The organism is Pseudoalteromonas sp. SWYJZ12, assembly GCF_015864395.1.
GTDB classification, from domain to species: Bacteria; Pseudomonadota; Gammaproteobacteria; order Enterobacterales; family Alteromonadaceae; genus Pseudoalteromonas; species Pseudoalteromonas arctica.
Genome location: NZ_JADYXH010000002.1, coordinates 74,956 through 92,676 on the forward strand (window position 1 = coordinate 74,956; position 17,721 = coordinate 92,676).

14 protein-coding genes are annotated in these 17,721 nt (G+C 39.1%); 7 read left to right on the forward strand and 7 right to left on the reverse strand.

All coding sequences use genetic code 11. From position 1 onward, the window contains the following. Positions 1-368: 368 nt before the first annotated feature. The 3 genes from recN to nadK all read right to left on the reverse strand — a co-directional run bounded on the left by recN (position 369) and on the right by nadK (position 3,637). Positions 369-2,042 (reverse strand): DNA repair protein RecN, encoded by a 1,674-nt coding sequence (recN, locus tag I6F42_RS02615; protein WP_007584560.1) that lies wholly within the window; start codon positions 2,040-2,042, stop codon positions 369-371. 75 nt (positions 2,043-2,117) lie between these two features. Next, positions 2,118-2,675, reverse strand: coding sequence for a hypothetical protein (locus tag I6F42_RS02620; RefSeq protein WP_197150774.1), 558 nt, complete (start codon positions 2,673-2,675; stop codon positions 2,118-2,120). A gap of 77 nt (positions 2,676-2,752) precedes the next feature. Then, a complete protein-coding gene (nadK, locus tag I6F42_RS02625; RefSeq protein WP_004335384.1) occupies positions 2,753-3,637 on the reverse strand; it encodes an NAD(+) kinase in 885 nt (294 codons plus the stop codon). A gap of 154 nt (positions 3,638-3,791) precedes the next feature. Between nadK and I6F42_RS02630 the strand changes: the two genes are divergently transcribed. Continuing rightward, the gene (locus I6F42_RS02630; protein WP_024590838.1) at positions 3,792-4,757 is read left to right on the forward strand and encodes an HrcA family transcriptional regulator; all 966 of its coding nucleotides are present in this window, start codon (positions 3,792-3,794) and stop codon (positions 4,755-4,757) included. Positions 4,758-4,815: 58 nt separating this feature from the next. Beyond that, positions 4,816-5,427: a nucleotide exchange factor GrpE gene (gene grpE / locus I6F42_RS02635; RefSeq protein ID WP_007375833.1), complete on the forward strand. Its 612-nt coding sequence runs from the start codon at positions 4,816-4,818 to the stop codon at positions 5,425-5,427. A gap of 34 nt (positions 5,428-5,461) precedes the next feature. On the opposite strand, the gene I6F42_RS02640 is transcribed toward grpE, so the two are convergent. Then, positions 5,462-6,664: a Bcr/CflA family efflux MFS transporter gene (locus I6F42_RS02640; RefSeq protein WP_165725904.1), complete on the reverse strand. Its 1,203-nt coding sequence runs from the start codon at positions 6,662-6,664 to the stop codon at positions 5,462-5,464. Between the two features lie 197 nt (positions 6,665-6,861). On the opposite strand from I6F42_RS02640, the gene I6F42_RS02645 reads away from it, so the two are divergent. Beyond that, positions 6,862-7,659, forward strand: coding sequence for a M48 family metallopeptidase (locus I6F42_RS02645; RefSeq protein ID WP_010553413.1), 798 nt, complete (start codon positions 6,862-6,864; stop codon positions 7,657-7,659). A gap of 72 nt (positions 7,660-7,731) precedes the next feature. Here the strand turns inward: I6F42_RS02645 and I6F42_RS02650 are convergent, their stop codons facing one another. The 3 genes from I6F42_RS02650 to I6F42_RS02660 all read right to left on the reverse strand — a co-directional run bounded on the left by I6F42_RS02650 (position 7,732) and on the right by I6F42_RS02660 (position 11,144). Then, complete coding sequence (locus I6F42_RS02650) at positions 7,732-8,748, reverse strand: alpha/beta fold hydrolase (protein WP_197150781.1); 1,017 nt, start codon at positions 8,746-8,748, stop codon at positions 7,732-7,734. Positions 8,749-8,909: 161 nt separating this feature from the next. Then, positions 8,910-9,698, reverse strand: coding sequence for a hypothetical protein (locus I6F42_RS02655; protein WP_010553415.1), 789 nt, complete (start codon positions 9,696-9,698; stop codon positions 8,910-8,912). A 132-nt stretch (positions 9,699-9,830) separates the two neighbouring features. Continuing rightward, positions 9,831-11,144: a Na+/H+ antiporter NhaC family protein gene (locus I6F42_RS02660; protein ID WP_007584540.1), complete on the reverse strand. Its 1,314-nt coding sequence runs from the start codon at positions 11,142-11,144 to the stop codon at positions 9,831-9,833. 372 nt (positions 11,145-11,516) lie between these two features. On the opposite strand from I6F42_RS02660, the gene dapB reads away from it, so the two are divergent. From dapB to greA, 4 genes are all read left to right on the forward strand, one after another. Continuing rightward, positions 11,517-12,320, forward strand: a complete 804-nt coding sequence (dapB, locus tag I6F42_RS02665; protein WP_024592675.1) for a 4-hydroxy-tetrahydrodipicolinate reductase — start codon at positions 11,517-11,519, stop codon at positions 12,318-12,320. 362 nt (positions 12,321-12,682) lie between these two features. Further along, positions 12,683-13,819 carry a glutamine-hydrolyzing carbamoyl-phosphate synthase small subunit gene (gene carA, locus I6F42_RS02670; protein WP_007375827.1) on the forward strand — a complete coding sequence of 379 codons (1,137 nt, stop codon included), beginning with the start codon at positions 12,683-12,685 and terminating at the stop codon, positions 13,817-13,819. Between the two features lie 16 nt (positions 13,820-13,835). Beyond that, the gene (gene carB, locus I6F42_RS02675; RefSeq protein ID WP_121955296.1) at positions 13,836-17,054 is read left to right on the forward strand and encodes a carbamoyl-phosphate synthase large subunit; all 3,219 of its coding nucleotides are present in this window, start codon (positions 13,836-13,838) and stop codon (positions 17,052-17,054) included. A 48-nt stretch (positions 17,055-17,102) separates the two neighbouring features. Then, positions 17,103-17,579, forward strand: a complete 477-nt coding sequence (gene greA, locus I6F42_RS02680; protein ID WP_010553419.1) for a transcription elongation factor GreA — start codon at positions 17,103-17,105, stop codon at positions 17,577-17,579. Positions 17,580-17,721 lie beyond the last annotated feature (142 nt).

Consider the following 17,721-nt stretch of genomic DNA (forward strand, 5'->3'; position numbering starts at 1 on the left):
TTTATTTACTTTAGTCCATTGAAAACGAATCAAGGGATGGCCTTATTTTAGCCTTTCTGCGTTTTAAGCTCATGTAGCATATTACAATACACGCAATCTGCATTGTAATTAAAACCCAATAACTAACACCTAAATCACTTAGTCCATTTATTTTTTCGCTAGTAAAGTAATAGGCCACAACGATTAGTTGAAAAACTAAAAAGCTATTTAAAAACTTAAATAAACGTTGTTTAAAACAAGTATGTTTATATTTACTAAATATAATTAAACAGGTGCTTAGTACTAATAACAACCAACTTAAAATTATACAAAAATCAACTAAAGTACTGTGCATTATTTAATCCTTGAAGACGTTATTTACTAACACATTAGGCGTGAGCCATTATTAGTTCTTTAGCATTTGCTTTAGCTGTTTTGCTTATGTTATCGCCGCCAAGTAAACGGGCTATTTCATTAATACGGCCATCTTTATTTAAAGGCAGCATATGAGTAAACGTTTCGCCTTGTGCTATTTCTTTAGCTACAAAAAATTGCTGATGTGCACTACTGGCAACTTGCGGTAAATGAGTAACACAAATTACTTGAGTTGATTTACCTAATTGGCGTAATAACTTACCTACAGCAGATGCCGTTGGGCCAGAAATACCTACATCAACTTCATCAAAAATAAGCGTTGGGGTTGTTACTTTTTGGGCAATAATTACCTGTATAGCAAGACTTATACGAGAAAGCTCACCACCTGATGCTACTTTAGCTAATGGCTGAAGTGGTTGCCCCGGATTAGTTGATACTAAAAACGAGACATTATCAAAGCCTAGGCTGTTTGGTGTACGATTACTCTCTTGAGTTAAGGCTATTTCAAAAACACCGTTTTCCATTGATAAGTTAGCCATGCTTTCACTTATTAGTGTGTTAAGTGTATTAGCATATTCGCAGCGGCTTTTACTTAATTCATCAGCAGTTTGCTTGTAACTAAGTAACGCGCTTTCTATTTCTGACTCAAGCTGCTCCAGACGATTACTATTATTACTTATTGACTCAAGTTCTTGAGCAATCGATTGATGAAACTCAACTAACTGCTGTGGTTTTATATGATGCTTACGCGCTAAATCCATAGCTCCACTTAGCCTATTTTCTACTTCAACTAAGCGTGCCGGGTCTAAATCTGCTTGCTCAGTGTAATTGCGCACTTCGCGGCTTGCTTCTTCAACTTGTACAGCGGCTTCGCTAAGCATAGCAGCTACGCTTGCTAAACTTTCGTCATATTGAGCCAGTTCGGTAAATTGTTGAGCGCTGTGCTGTAGTAATGAGCAAGCGTTTTGCTCATCACTTTCATATAAGTGTTGTAACTCACGTTGGCACGATTCTAATATTGTTTGGCTATTGCTTAGTTTGTAATGCTCAGCCTCAATTAAATCAAACTCATTTTCTTGTAATGCAAATTCATCAAGCTCAGCAACTTGATACTCTAACAATTGTTTTTGCGCTGCTTGTTGCTGCTGTTGTTGTTCTAAGTGTTTAAATTCTTTTTGTAAGTTAGCAAACTGTTTATAATTTTTATTTACTGAGTTTACTAAGTGGTGATGCCCTGCATAGGCATCTAAAAGCTGTAACTGATGCTCAGCTTTTAATAAATATTGGTGGGCATGTTGTCCATGAATAGATATTAAATATTGACCAAGTTCTTTTAATTGTGATGCGGTAACTGCACTACCATTAATATAGCTTTTACTACGGCCATTTTTACAAACAACACGACGTAATAAGCACTCGTTGTCAGAAGTGCTTAGCATATGTTGCTCTAAAAATGCTTGAGCAAGCGGTAGATCTGTTAAGTCAAATTGTGCACATACTTCTGCTTTATCAGAGCTTGGGCGAACTGCTGATGCTTCAGCGCGCTCACCTAAGCATAGCGATAGGGCATCAATAGCAATAGATTTACCAGCACCTGTCTCACCTGTGATCGCAGTCATACCGCTGCGCCATTCTGTGCTTAAATTACTTACGATTGCAAAATTTTTAACTTCTAAACCAATTAACATACTGTTTATCCATCCAGTCAATTAACTGTTAATTTATACAGTGTTTTGTTTTTTTGCAAATTAATTTTTTATTATTTAAGCAACACTTACATCTTGAGTAAACTGTGTATCGGAAGTTTGGGAAGATGCATCAATTTGATCATCAACAATATCAGTAGGTTGTATACTCTCTTCGGTTTTAAGCAGAGCAATGAGGGGAGGTAATGTATTAATATAAAAACTCTTATTGTATAAAATGCCTTGCTGGGGCAACTCAGATACAAAGTGCTGTATATTATCAATCAATGGTTGAATTATATTTGTTTGATTGATTTTAATTAACTCGTTGGACAACGTATTAATTAGTAGGTCGGCGGTATCTTCAAGCTGTTGCAAGTTCTCGTCTGTATGTGATTGAACAACAAAAAAATTATTTACAATAGCTTGAATGCGAGGAACGTATTTTGGGCGAATTATTTTAGCATCAAGTAGATCATTAAGCTTTGCTTTAAGGCGCGTATTTACATGCGAAACACGTTCATTAAATAGCTTTTTTCTAGCTTCTATCGCTTTTTTACGGTTACTCTCAATTTTGAGGTAACTGTATAAAAGTGTAATTAATAGCAGTAAAGCAAAGAATACTACATAAGTCATTGCTACTCGTTCCTAAATTAGTTGATTATTATTTTAAGTCGCCATTTTGCTTTATAGTACTAAATTTGGCAATAAAATTAGTACAAACGACTACCCCAATTCAGTTTTGTACGTAAAACGTTGTAGTAAGAGTAATTTTTTGGATGAATTAAGCGCAATTGTTTATCGGCTTTTTTAATTACTACCTCATCGCCGGGTAATACGGCTAGCACTACGTGGCTGTCGCAGCTTACCTGTAGGCTATCTGTATTTTCTAGGCTTAGTTTTAAACGAACTTCATTATCGGCATCTACCACTAAAGGTCTGCTAGATAAGGTATGAGGAAACATAGGTACTAACGATATAGCATTTAGTTCTGGCGTTAATATTGGACCGCCACCTGAAAGTGAATACGCCGTAGAGCCTGTCGGGGTTGATACTATTAAACCATCGGAGCGCTGAGAAAACACAAAGTCATTATTTATAAAAGCTTCAAATTCAATCATGTGCGCTACTTTATCAGCATGAAGTACCGCTTCGTTAACGGCTGAGTTTGCACTCTTTAATTCGTTGTGGCGATATACTTCTACTTCTAATAAAAAACGTTTTTCTTCAAGGTATTCACCACTGAGTACTTGCTCTAAGCTCGCTTCAAACCCTTCAGGGTTTAAATCAGTTAAAAAGCCAAGGTTGCCTCTATTTACACCAATTACAGCAATGTTAAAGCGCGCAAGTACGCGTGCTGCGCCAAGCATGTTACCGTCACCACCTACAACAATGGCTAAATCGGCTTGTTCACCTAAGTCGACTAACTTAACAAGTTTGTCATGCGGAATATCGTCTAACTGACTCCCTGTGCGTTTTTCTACTATTACCTCAAAGCCAAGCGCAAGTAAAAAGGTATGTAAACGCTGAAGGGTAGCAGCGGCTCCCGGGTGATTAGGTTTGCCAATTAGGCCTATGGTGTTAAAAGGAGAGTCCATAATGTACGCACAAAGAGATTTAATAATAGTAGAGTAACTCAAAACAGAAGTGTTTGAAAATACAGATTATAGCAATATTATAAACCTTCAATTTTATTCGTAGTGAGTTAGCTGCACGACTTGAAAAAGAACTAAACGCCCCGATATCTCTTTCATGCAACAAGATGTAGATACCATGAAACTAAACCCACGAGATCAGCAAATTTTTTCAGCTGTTATGAACATGTACTGTAATGGTGAAGGCTTGCCTGTTCCATCAACAAAAATTGCCAAGCTTAAAGGCATGGCAGTGTGTTCGGCTACGGTTCGTAATGCTATGGCTCGCTTAGAAAAAGTGGGCTTATTGTATTCACCTCATACATCCGCAGGGCGAGTGCCGACAAATGAAGGGTTTGATTATTGGTTTGACGAATTTTTTGTGCTTGCTGATATTGCTAATTATTGGCAACCACAGCAGTCACAACTCGTTGAGCTAGCGCATGGTTTGAGCCAAAAATATCAAGTATGTTGTTGTGTTGGTTTACCTCAAGCCAGTTCACAGCAAGTGTTTAGAGTAGAAGTGCTTGATTTTGATTCTACCGACTGGCTCATTTTATTAATAGATAGGGCAGGGCAGAGTCACAATATTTGTATTGATAAACCTCATGATTCGTCAGACTCTGTTCGTTATCAATTTGCCACGTGGTTGAATACTGTATTTAGCCAACAAACCTTAATGGAAGGTTTGTACCGTATGCAAGCTATGGCAAATACAGCGCCTCGAAATTGTCATGATTCGCTTAATCAATGGACGCGACAACTAAGCCAAAAATTAGGCTCAGATAATAGTATTGTTGTTGGTGAAAATTACCTCTACAAACAAATCGATTGCGAACAAAGTTTAAATATTGGTGTTTCGTTTTTAAATTATGTAGAAGATAAGCTTGCTTTTAAAAATGGTGTATCGGTACTTAATAGCGAAAAATTACCTTTTACTGAGTGCGATGAATTAATTGTAATAAGCGTGCCGTACTTTAAAAATCAAGAATATCAAAGCCGTTTTTGTATAATTTGTCCTAAATCAGCGCAGATTGAAGAAATAATTCAAGAATTTAAATTAATTGAGGCATCTAACTCTTGAATCTTTTTATTCAATCCCCATAATTACCGCAGTTGTAAAGAATTGGAGCACGTATTTTATGTCTGAGCAGACACAAAACCCTGAGCAAGAAGTAGAATTAAACGAAGAAATTTCTAAAATGCAGGCTGATGTAGAAGCAGCAGTAGAAGCCGCTGATCAGCATGCAGAACAAGAACAAAGCCCTGAAGCAGAAATTGCGATGTTATATGCAGAGCTTGAAGCTGCAAAGCAAACAATTGCTGATCAAAAAGACGGTGTTGTTCGTGCCGCAGCAGATGTAGATAATATTCGTCGTCGTGCAGCACAAGATGTAGAAAAAGCGCATAAATTTGCACTAGAAAAATTTGCTAACGAATTACTACCTGTAATTGATAACCTTGAACGTGCTATTGAATTTTCTGATAAAGAAAATGAGACACTAAAGCCGTTGCTTGAAGGTATCGATATGACGGTTAAGAGCTTTAATGACGCTGTTTCTAAATTTGGTGTTGAAATTGTAAACCCACAAGGTGAGCAGTTTAATCCAGATTTTCATCAAGCAATGTCAATTCAACCAAGTAACGATGTAACACCTAATACAGTACTTGCTGTTATGCAAAAAGGTTACACATTGAATGGTCGTTTATTACGCCCTGCAATGGTTATGGTTTCTAAAGCTGCAGACGCTTAATTAATTTAAGGTTATTAGCTTTGATAAAAATGCCTCATATTGAGGCATTTTTTTTGTCTTTTTTATAGTGAATTAGCTGTACGAGCATAGTGAGTAACACAGCACTAAACATTAAACTTGAAAATGGCACTGCGCTTTTTGCATGCATAATTGCGAGTAACGGGCCAACTAATGCACCACTACCAAAACGAAGTGTGCCAATTACGGCCGTTGCTGTACCTGTGTTTCTTTCAAACTTCATCAATATTAGCGAATCAGCATTACTTGCAGTGACACCTAAACTCATCATTAATGGCGCAATAGCAGCCACAATATAATAAAGTGATAAGTGCAATAAGCTAAATGTTAACAGCGAAAGGCCCGATACAAACCCACATACAAGCCCAATATAGAGCATTTTTCGAGAGCCCAGCCTTGGTACAATTCGCGTATTTAAAAAGTTACCAAACATAAGCGCCATTACATTAAACGCAAATAACACACCAAATAACTGTTCTGACACTTCATATAAATCTAAATAAATAAATGGTACTGAGGTCAAAAAGCAAAAAAATCCAAACGATACAAACATAGAACTGAGTATATCCGCACGTGCGTCTTTATTACTCAGTACTGTTTTATAGCTATCAAAAAATAGAGCGAGGCCTTTTTTCTCATTTTTATGAATAGGTATATCTATTAAATACACTTGTACAAACGCTAATATTAAAAAGCTATATCCAGCAAGAACCAAAAATATGGTTGACCAAACAGAAAATCCTAAAATAAACGAACCAACAGAGGGGGCTACTAACGGTGCTACCATCATGATCATCGACACATACGACATTCCCTTAGCTGTATTTTGCTGATAAATATGGCGAATAATACCCGGTACGACTACGGTTGCTGCCGCTCCGGTAAATGCTTGCACTGCTCTAAGAGTCCAAAACGCATGGATTTCGGTTGTAAATGCGAGTGCAAGTGAGCTTGCGCCAAATAGGGTTAAGCCAATACGTGCGAGCTTACGGCGGCCAATTTGATCGGCAATAGGGCCAAAAAATAACATCCCCAATGAATAACCCGCTAAGTAAATACTCAACGATATTTGTACATTTGGCATATTAGTTTGTAAATCGCTTGCAATTACCAGCATGGCGGGCAAATACATATCAATAGCCAAAGGAGTAATCGCCACGATACTGGCTAATAAAGGCAATAAAATACGGGTATTAAAAGACGAGGCTGAGGCGTCCATGTGTAAACTCAACAATCACTAAAAACAAGGGCTATAGTGTAACAGGGCATTGTATTTGGATAAACTTAGTTTGCCTGCTAAGTTTATCGTCTCATCGTATCTTTTTAATATAAAGGTATATAAAGCAAATATTTTAAATTGGTACTGTGTTTGCTATTCTACAAGTAATAAAAAATTCATTACTTAAGAGAATTATCATGAAAAAACTAGTACTTGCAGTATTAGCGACAGCCGTTTTAGTCGGTTGTAAAACGTCACCAACAGGACGCACTCAAATAGCGCTTTACTCAGATCAACAAATGAGTGAAATGGGCACTGCTAGTTTTGCAGATATGAAAAAAAGCCAACCAATTAATAAAGATGCAAAAACAAATGCATATGTAAACTGCATTGCTGAAAAAGTAGTGGCTGTATTACCAAAAGAATACGCGTCGCAAAATTGGGAAGTAGTTGTATTTGAAGATGAATCTGCTAATGCTTTTGCACTACCTGGTGGTTACATTGGGGTTCATACGGGCTTATTAAAAATAGCCACCAATCAAGACCAACTAGCAACAGTGCTAGGGCACGAAGTAGGGCACGTAATTGCTGAGCATTCTAATGAACGTGTTTCACAAAGCTCTATTTTAGATACCGGTATGCAACTTGGTAGTGCAGCACTTGAAATGGGTAACATTCAATACCGTAATGAAATTATGCAGGGTCTAGGCTTAGGCGCACAGTATGGTGTTGTTTTGCCATTTAGCCGTTCGCACGAGTCAGAAGCTGATGAAATTGGCTTGGATTTAATGGCTGAAGCAGGCTTTAATCCACAAGAATCAGTAACCCTTTGGCAAAATATGAGTGCAGCAGGTAGTGGTACAACACCTGAGTTTTTATCAACTCACCCAGCGCCAAGCAGTCGTATTAAAGACTTACAAGCACAAATGAGTAAAGCACTTAGTGAGCAAAGTACAGCTAAAGCACAGGGTAAAAACCCACAATGTAAGCTGTAATCTAGTTTAATTACTAAATAAAAACCCCTGTGAGTAATTACTTACAGGGGTTTTTGTATTCAGTACTCACCTTTATTTAGTTGTAAGCGCTTTTTGTAATACATTTTTAAAGCGTTCAAAATCTTCAATGTGCGGCAGGTGCCCTAAGTTATCTAGTTCGAATAATTGTGCGTCAGGAATAAGTGTTGCAGCGTGTTTGCCTAATTTATCGTATCGACCAAGCTCGTAATCAACATCATCTTTTTTCCAGTTACGGCCTGGACCGGTTCTATCGCGTGTACCAATAATTAATTTAACTGGCACAGTTAAATCTTTAAATTCGGTTATTACAGGTTGAGTGAAAATCATATCGTATGTTTTTGCATTCACCCATGCCATTTGTTCTTTATCTGGGCCTTGTATTTGCCCTGTTATAAAGTCAGTTAAAGCTGAATATGTTGTATTCCACTTACCATCGTAGTAATTTTTTTGCTGATAACGTTTAACGCCTTCCGGTGTTTTTGAAAGCTCGTTTTTATAGAAAAAATTAGTATCTTTGTAATCAACATACTGCAAGTAGTTTTCAAGCCCAATAGGGTTTAATAAAATTAGCTTTTTAGTGGCGTTTGGGTACATTAATGCAAAACGACTCGCTAGCATCCCACCCATAGAGTGCCCAAGTACAATCGACTCTTTAATATTAAGTGAATCTATTAACGCGTGAGTATGATGAGCAAGCGTCGCAAACGAATACTGGTAATTAGTTGGCTTAGACGACTTGCCAAAACCAATTTGATCAGGGATTAATACCCCATAACCTAAAGATTGCAGGTATTGCGCAGTGGTAGTCCAGTAGTCAGCATTAAAATTTTTGCCATGCATAAGTGTAACTGTAGGCATATCGGCTTTAGTTGGCTTTAAGTAAATATAAGCCATTTTTAATGATTGTTTTTGCGACTCAAGTGCAAAGTAATTTACCTTAAAGTCGTATTCGTAATTGCTTAATAGTGCATCATAAGAAAGGGCGGATGTATCTTGAGAAGTGCCAGCTAAGGCATTGTTTGTTAGTACTAATAATGTAGAGAAACAAATAACTTTAATCGACGACATTCAGTTACTCCTATTAAAGGCGAGCGCTTGGCTTAAAAAGAAGTACAACAATAACTAAGTATTTAAACCTGTTCAATTAAATGTTTTACGTGGACGAAAAAAAGCGAAGCTAAAATAGTGCTTCGCTTATTATTACTGAGTAAAGAGCTGATTGTTGAAGCTTAAAATGTCCACTCAATATGGATTTGTGGTACCGATTCAGTGACTTCAGTACCTAATTTGTTGTGCCAGTATTGTAATTCCATTCCCAGCAGTAGTGTGTTTTCTTTCATTTGAAGGGCGTGACCCATATCCCACACTAAAATAGGCTGTGCTAATATCCAAGCTTGTACATCGTTACCAAATTCATCTTCACGCTCTGCGATGTATTCAGCGTGGCCTTTAAAGCTAAACTTTTGTGAGCCAATAGTGAAAGGATATTCAAAAGCTACATCAAGCATCCAACTATTAGTTTCGATAGGTGCGCCGCCTTTTGCTACACCTTCACTATCGTCAATGTAGGCTGTGAACAGCGTTTGAAAAAAGTTAAACCCAGGTACATCCCAGCTTAATTTTACACCTGGTAGATACTTCATTACTTTTGCATCACCAGCAACGTTAATACCGCCCGTTAGGCCAACATCTAATAATGCGCCAGAGCCAATTTGCTTACCAGTGATGGCAGATAAGCTAACCGTTGAGTACCACTCACCATAAAAATCAGCATCTTGGTAACCGTCATCTATATCGTCTTTACTGTAATCAATAAAAAAGAAATTATCGCCGTAGTCATAGCCCGATGCATGTTGAAGCGAGTAAACAGTGGTGTCTGACTCTTGCTTAGAAAATGGATTTTTTTGGCTGCCATTATTTATATGTACTGCTGTACTGCTCCAATTGGCAGCGAAAGCCGACGATGATAAAGCGAGAGAAGTAAGGGTAATAAAAGGGAGTAATTTTTTAAATTTCATAACTGTTTATAACTATAATTTTAGTGACACGCGGAAGCGGCAATTATAGCAGAAGAGATTGATTTGTTGATCGCTAATTTAACACATGTTGCAGCCTACTTAATAAGCTGCAACATGTAATGACTCAATTTATTACGCTTTATTACGGCGCAAACAAATAATAGTAATCGCCGTAAATGCTAAAATAAAACAGTAATAAGAAGACGTTGATACTTCCCACGGGCTAATTTTAAACGTAGCACCTAACAGTAGCGCTTGTGCGCCATAAGGAAGTGAGCCTTGCGTTACACAAGCAAATATATCAAGCAAACTTGCAGAGCGTTTACCGCTTATTTCACCATCATCTGCTAGCTTTTTAGCAATAGGGCCAGCAACAATAATTGATACGGTATTATTAGCAATACACATATTACTTGTCATAACCAATGCTGCAATACCTAATTGATCGGCCACTTTACGGTGCCATTTTGCAATGATTTTAGTTATGGCTTGAATTTTTTGAGCAATGAAATCAAGGCCACCGTTAATACGAATAAATTCAGATAAGCCACCAATAAACATTGATAGTAAAAATATTTCCTGCATATCGGTAAAGCCTTTGTAAATGTCTTTTACAAAGCTTGCGCCTTCATAACTTCCTGTAAAGCCCATTAATGCAGCAAAAATAATACCGCTAAACAACACTACAAATACGTTCAAGCCAGCAACTGCTAGCACTAAAATAAAGGCATAAGGAAGTACTAACCAAATATCGTAATCTTTGGTCTCAACTACCTGCGCCGCAGGTGTTAAATAAAACAACAAGCCAATAGTTAGTATTGCAGCAGGGACTGCAATTTTAAGATTCTCTTTAAACTTGTCTTTCATCTCACAGCCCTGCGTTCGCGTGGCTGCGATAGTGGTATCGGAAATAATTGATAAGTTATCACCAAACATAGCGCCAGATACAATCGTACCGGCCATTAACGCAGGGTCGATACCTGTTTTAATTGATACCGCATAAGCAATAGGCCCAATAGCACCGATTGTTCCCATTGACGTCCCCATAGCTGTTGATACAACCGCTGCAATTAAAAATAAGCCAGGGAGCAATAACGAAGGTGGAATAAGTGATAAGCCAGCATTTACTACCGCATCTACACCACCAGTTGCACTGGCAACGGCAGAAAAAGCACCTGCAAGTAAGTAAATTAAACACATGGTAATAATATTGTTGTGTCCGGCACCTTTAATAAAGGTCTCTACACATTCGTTTACTGTGCCTTTATTTAAAATAAACGCAAGCATAATGGCGGGTAATATAGCCACTGGAGCAGGAAGTTGATAAAAAGCGTAGTCAACCCCTTGCGATTGTAAATATAAACCAGAGCCCAAAAATAGTGCTACAAAGGTTAAAAGGGGTAGTAAAGAAAGTATTGCTTTATTTTTGTTAAATGATGGCTGCATCATAATCCTCGAAACCAGTTAATTTACAACAGCCAAAAATTCCTCTTTTAGCTGAATTTAGCAAATCTACCTACTATGTTAATCATTAACAAAATTAGGAGAGTGCAGCGCCCGCAAGCCAAAGACCAAATCGACGCGAAAGAGAAGTTTAAATGTATAGATGGCTAAAGTAAACTGGTATTGTTATTATTATTAAATTAAAAGGTCACCTGACTATTGCATGACTTTTAGATAATATCTACAAAGTAACGCTATTTTCAGCGATTAATATTTGTCCAACTGCATAAAAATGCCCAAGCGCGTATTTGTAATGCACCGGATATATACTCAGATTAGTAAAAAACGGATCCAAATTTAAATTAGGTAAAAACAATGACTACAAATCGAATAGGCGTTTTTGGTGCTAATGGCAGAATGGGCTTAGCTCTATTAGAAGCAGCGACAATTAAAGAGCAAACACAACTTACAGGTGCATACGTTCGTAGCAGTTCATCGTTATTAGGTATTAATGTAAATCAAGTAAATAGCGCAGCCGATAACAGTGTTAGCTTTAGCGAAGAAACCACAATAGATAATGTAGATGTTTTAATCGACTTTACGCTTCCCGCTGGTATGAAAAACCATTTAAAAACCGCTGTAGCACAAAAAATTCCTATGGTTATTGGTACAACGGGCTTAACAAGCGACGATATGGCACTTTTACACGATGCCGCTAAGCATATTCCTATTGTATTTGCGCGAAACTACAGTGTAGGAGTCAATGTATTACTGAACCTTGTGCAAACCGCAGCGACCAAATTTGGTGACGATTTAGATATTGAAATATTTGAAGCGCATCATCGTCATAAAATCGATGCGCCATCGGGCACAGCATTAGCCATTGGCGAATCAATTGCACAGGCTAAAGGCTGGGACCACGACGAGGTTGCTGTATATGACCGCAGCCAAGTGGAGACCGCTAAATCGCAAAATGAAATTGGTTATTCGGTACTAAGAGGGGGCGATATAGTAGGTGAACACACCGCATACTTCGCCACAATGGGCGAAAGACTCGAATTAACCCATAAAGCAAGTTCAAGAATGACATTCGCTCTAGGTGCTGTAAGGGCTGCAAGCTGGTTGAAAAATAAACCTGTAGGACTTTATGATATGCAAGATGTACTAGATCTGAAGTAGTTTAGTTACTTTTTTAACTGTTTGGGTCTAATTTTGCCTACAGTGACTTGTTTGTAACAATTTACTAAATAATATTAGACCTAAAAGCTAACTTAATGTAATATGCAGCCAATTTGCCAAAAATTACTAAATGCGTGTTTCCAATTATACCCAAGTGGCTAGTAAATCCGGGGTTTCAGTGGGAATAAAAATAGTTTTAGGCAAGAAAAAATGATTGAAGGTTGAATGCTTTACATCTGCATCATTTAAGACTGCGTAAAACAATTTAAGCTCACAGAAATCTGGTTTTGACGATCCCTCTGGGTATTGGCGGGGTGTTAAGCAATTGCTTACTCCCGTTTTTTACTGTTAGGAGGTTTAACTTGACTAAATCCGCTCTGTTAGTCCTAGAAGACGGCACAGTGTTTCGCGGTACTGCAATCGGCGCTGACGGCATGTCAGTCGGTGAAGTAGTATTCAATACGTCTATGACTGGTTATCAAGAAATTTTGACTGATCCATCATACGCGGAACAAATCGTAACTTTGACGTACCCACATATCGGTAATACGGGTACCAACAGCGAAGACGAAGAAGCGAATCAAATTTGGGCTAAAGGCCTAGTGATCCGTGATTTGCCACTGCTAGCAAGTAATTTTCGTAACGAGCAATCGTTAGATGATTACTTAAAAGAACGTAATATTTTAGGTATTGCGGACATCGACACCAGAAAATTAACTCGAATTTTGCGTGATAAAGGCGCACAAAACGGGTGTATTATTGCTGGCGACGAGCTAGACGAAAATAAAGCGTTACAAGCCGCGCAAGCCTTCCCAGGTTTAAAAGGTATGGATTTAGCAAAAGTTGTCTCAACCAAGGAAAATTTTGAGTGGCGCGAATCAAGCTGGACATTAGGCGAAGGATTTAAAACCCTTGATGCTGCTGATGAAAAGTTTCATGTTGTTGCCTACGACTTCGGTGTAAAGCGTAATATTTTACGTATGCTTGTAGACCGTGGTTGTAAACTTACAGTAGTACCAGCGCAAACCTCTGCCGCTGACGTACTGGCTTTAAACCCTGATGGTATCTTCCTATCTAATGGCCCTGGCGATCCTGAGCCATGTACTTACGCTATTGATGCAATTAAAACCTTTTTAGAAACCGACACACCAATTTTTGGTATCTGTTTAGGTCATCAGTTATTAGCCCTTGCCTCAGGTGCTAAAACAGAAAAAATGAAATTTGGCCACCACGGCGCTAACCACCCAGTTAAAGACCTAGACCGCGATGTAGTTATGATCACAGCTCAAAACCATGGTTTTGCAGCTCAAGAGTCAAGCCTGCCAAGTACGCTTCGTGCCACGCACAAATCGTTATTTGACGGAACGCTTCAAGGTATTCATCGTACAGATAAACCTGCGTTTAGCTTCCAGGGTCACCCTGAAGCAAGCCCTGGTCCGCACGATGCAGCCCCATTATTTGACCACTTCATCGATTTGATGCAAGCGCGTAAACACTAATTTAACTGGAGTAATAATGCCAAAACGTACCGACATAAAAAGCATTCTTATCTTAGGCGCAGGCCCAATTGTAATTGGTCAAGCTTGTGAATTTGACTACTCTGGTGCTCAAGCGTGTAAAGCACTTAGAGAAGAAGGCTACAGAGTTATATTAGTTAACTCAAACCCTGCAACTATCATGACCGACCCTGATATGGCCGATGCAACATACATCGAACCAATTCACTGGGAAGTGGTAGAAAAAATTATTGAAAAAGAAAAGCCAGATGCAGTACTGCCTACAATGGGTGGTCAAACGGCATTAAACTGTGCGCTTGAACTAGACAAGCACGGTGTATTGGCTAAACATGGTGTTGAACTAATTGGTGCAACAGCTGATGCAATCGACAAAGCAGAAAACCGTGAACGCTTTGACGTAGCAATGAAAAATATTGGTCTTGAATGTCCTCGTGCTGAGATTGCTCACTCTATGGATGAAGCCAAAGACATCATAACGCGCATTGGTTTACCATGTATTATCAGGCCTTCTTTTACTATGGGCGGCACCGGCGGCGGTGTGGCGTATAACTTAGAAGAGTTTGAAGAAATTTGTGAACGAGGCTTAGATTTATCGCCAACGAACGAATTACTAATTGATGAATCACTGATTGGTTGGAAAGAGTACGAAACAGAAGTTGTACGTGATAAAAACGACAACTGTATTATTGTTTGTACCATTGAAAACTTTGACCCTATGGGTGTTCACACTGGCGATTCAATCACCGTTGCACCAGCGCAAACGCTAACCGACAAAGAATACCAAATTATGCGTAACGCCTCTATGGCAGTATTACGTGAAATTGGTGTAGAAACTGGCGGATCTAACGTGCAGTTTGGTATTAATCCTGAAGATGGCCGTATGGTTATCATTGAGATGAACCCACGTGTATCACGTTCATCTGCATTAGCATCAAAAGCAACGGGTTTCCCAATTGCTAAAATTGCAGCAAAACTAGCCGTAGGTTATACGCTTGACGAGCTTCAAAACGACATTACTGGTGGCAAAACTCCCGCGTCTTTTGAGCCTTCAATCGATTACGTTGTTACAAAAATTCCTCGCTTTAACTTTGAAAAATTTGCCGGTGCAAACGACCGTTTAACTACGCAAATGAAATCAGTTGGCGAAGTAATGGCAATTGGTCGTAACCAACAAGAATCATTACACAAAGCATTACGTGGTCTTGAAGTGGGTGCAACGGGATTTAACCCGATAGTTGCGCTTGATGATCCTAAAGCAAAAGAAAAAATAATTCGTGAACTACGCGAGCCAGGCGCTGAGCGTATTTGGTACATTGCCGATGCAATGCGCCATGGTATGAGCGTTGATGATGTTTACGAACTGACTAAAGTTAACCGCTGGTTCTTAGTACAAATAGAAGACATTTTAAAAGACGAAGCAAAAATAGCGAAAGTAGGCATGGCGGGTTTAAATGCTGACTTCCTACGTAAACTTAAACGCAAAGGCTTTGCAGATCCGCGTATAGCAGAAATTGCAGGTGTATCTGAAGCTGAAATTCGTAAAAAACGTCATTTATTAAACATCGTGCCAGTATACAAACGTGTTGATACGTGCGCTGCAGAATTTAGCTCAGACACTGCTTACATGTACTCAACTTACGATGAAGAGTGTGAAGCTAACCCAACAGATCGTGATAAAATCATGGTTATTGGTGGTGGTCCAAACCGTATCGGTCAAGGTATTGAGTTTGATTACTGTTGTGTACATGCCTCGCTTGCGCTTCGCGAAGACGGTTACGAAACAATTATGGTTAACTGTAACCCTGAAACGGTATCTACCGATTACGATACATCTGACAGGTTATACTTTGAACCAATTACGCTTGAAGACGTACTCGAAATCGTACGTGTTGAAAAGCCAAAAGGCGTTATCGTACAGTACGGTGGTCAAACACCACTTAAACTAGCGCGTGAGCTTGAAGCGAATGGTGTACCAGTGATTGGTACTTCACCTGATGCGATTGACCGTGCAGAAGACCGCGAACGCTTCCAACAACTTGTTGAGCGTTTAAACTTACTTCAGCCAGAAAATGCAACAGTAACTTCAACCGAAGAAGCCTTACTTAAATCAGTTGAAATTGGCTTCCCGTTAGTAGTACGCCCGTCGTATGTACTAGGCGGTCGTGCGATGGAAATTGTATACGACGAAGATGATTTACGTCGCTACATGACCGAAGCTGTACAAGCATCAAACGAAGCACCTGTATTACTGGATCGTTTCTTAGATAACGCGATTGAAGTTGACGTTGACGCAATTTGTGACGGCGAGCAAGTAATTATCGGCGGTATTATGGAGCACATTGAGCAAGCGGGTGTTCACTCGGGTGACTCAGCCTGTTCATTACCAGCACATTCTTTATCACAAGAAGTGCAAGACGTAATGCGCAAGCAAGTAACCGACATGGCGCTTGAACTTGGTGTTGTTGGCTTGATGAATACACAGTTTGCAGTTAAAGAAGACAAAGTGTACTTAATCGAAGTTAACCCGCGTGCTGCACGTACTGTACCGTTTGTATCAAAAGCAACCGGTGTGGCGCTTGCAAAAGTAGCTGCACGTTGTATGGCTGGGCAGTCTTTAGCGAGCCAAGGTATTACTAAAGAAGTGATCCCTCCTTACTACAGCGTTAAAGAAGTTGTTTTACCATTTGCTAAGTTTCAGGGTGTGGATCCAATCCGTGGTCCTGAGATGCGTTCAACAGGTGAAGTGATGGGTGTTGGTGATACTTTCGCCGAAGCATTCGCAAAAGCACAATTAGGTGCAAGCAACACTTTACCACGCGGTGGTCGCGCGCTATTATCTGTTCGTAATAGCGATAAGCCACGTATTGTTGAATTAGCCAAAATCATGACCGACTTAGGTTTTGAACTTGACGCAACTGGTGGCACGGCACAAGCTCTTGAAGAAGCTGGCATTGAAGTACGACGTGTAAACAAAGTATATGAAGGCCGCCCGCATATTCTTGATTATATCAAGAATAAAGAGTACAGCTATATCGTTAATACCACCGAAGGTCGCCAAGCGATCGAAGATTCGAAGGTGTTACGTCGTGGTGCATTGCAAAATAAAACCAACTATACGACAACCTTGAACGCGGCATTCGCTAACTGTACTGCTAATAAAGCAGATGACCGCAGCAAAGTGACGTCAGTTCAAGAGCTACATCTGCGATTGAACTAAGGAAATGTGCCAAGGCCAACTAGGGCCTTGGTGTTAAGTGAGAAAAGTATGCAATCAATTCCGATGACAGTTCGTGGCGCAGATTTACTGCGTAAAGAGCTTAACGAATTAAAAACAGTTACCCGTCCTAAAATCGTAAGTGATATTGCGGTTGCACGTGAACATGGTGACTTAAAAGAAAACGCTGAATACCACGCTGCGCGTGAGCAACAGGGTTTTTGTGAAGGGCGTATTCAAGAAATTGAAGCTAAACTTTCAAATGTTCAAATTATCGACGTAACTAAAATGCCAAATACCGGTAGAGTTATTTTTGGTACTACGGTAACTATTGTAAATATAGAAACCGATGCTGAAGTAAAATACCGTATTGTGGGCGATGACGAAGCAAATATTAAAAACAACTTAATATCTGTTAACTCACCGATTGCACGTGGCTTAATTGGTAAACAAATGGACGACGCAGTGTCTATTCAAACGCCAAAAGGTATTGTTGAGTTCGAAATCATTGAAGTTGAGTATCTTTAACGCATAACTCACTTTAACGTTTTTAAATAAAAACCGATGTAATTACATCGGTTTTTTTATGTCTGTAATTTAACCTTTAATGGTAGGCGCGTTTGTACAGTATTCATGTTCTATAAATATGGTCTATGTTGGTATAGTAGGT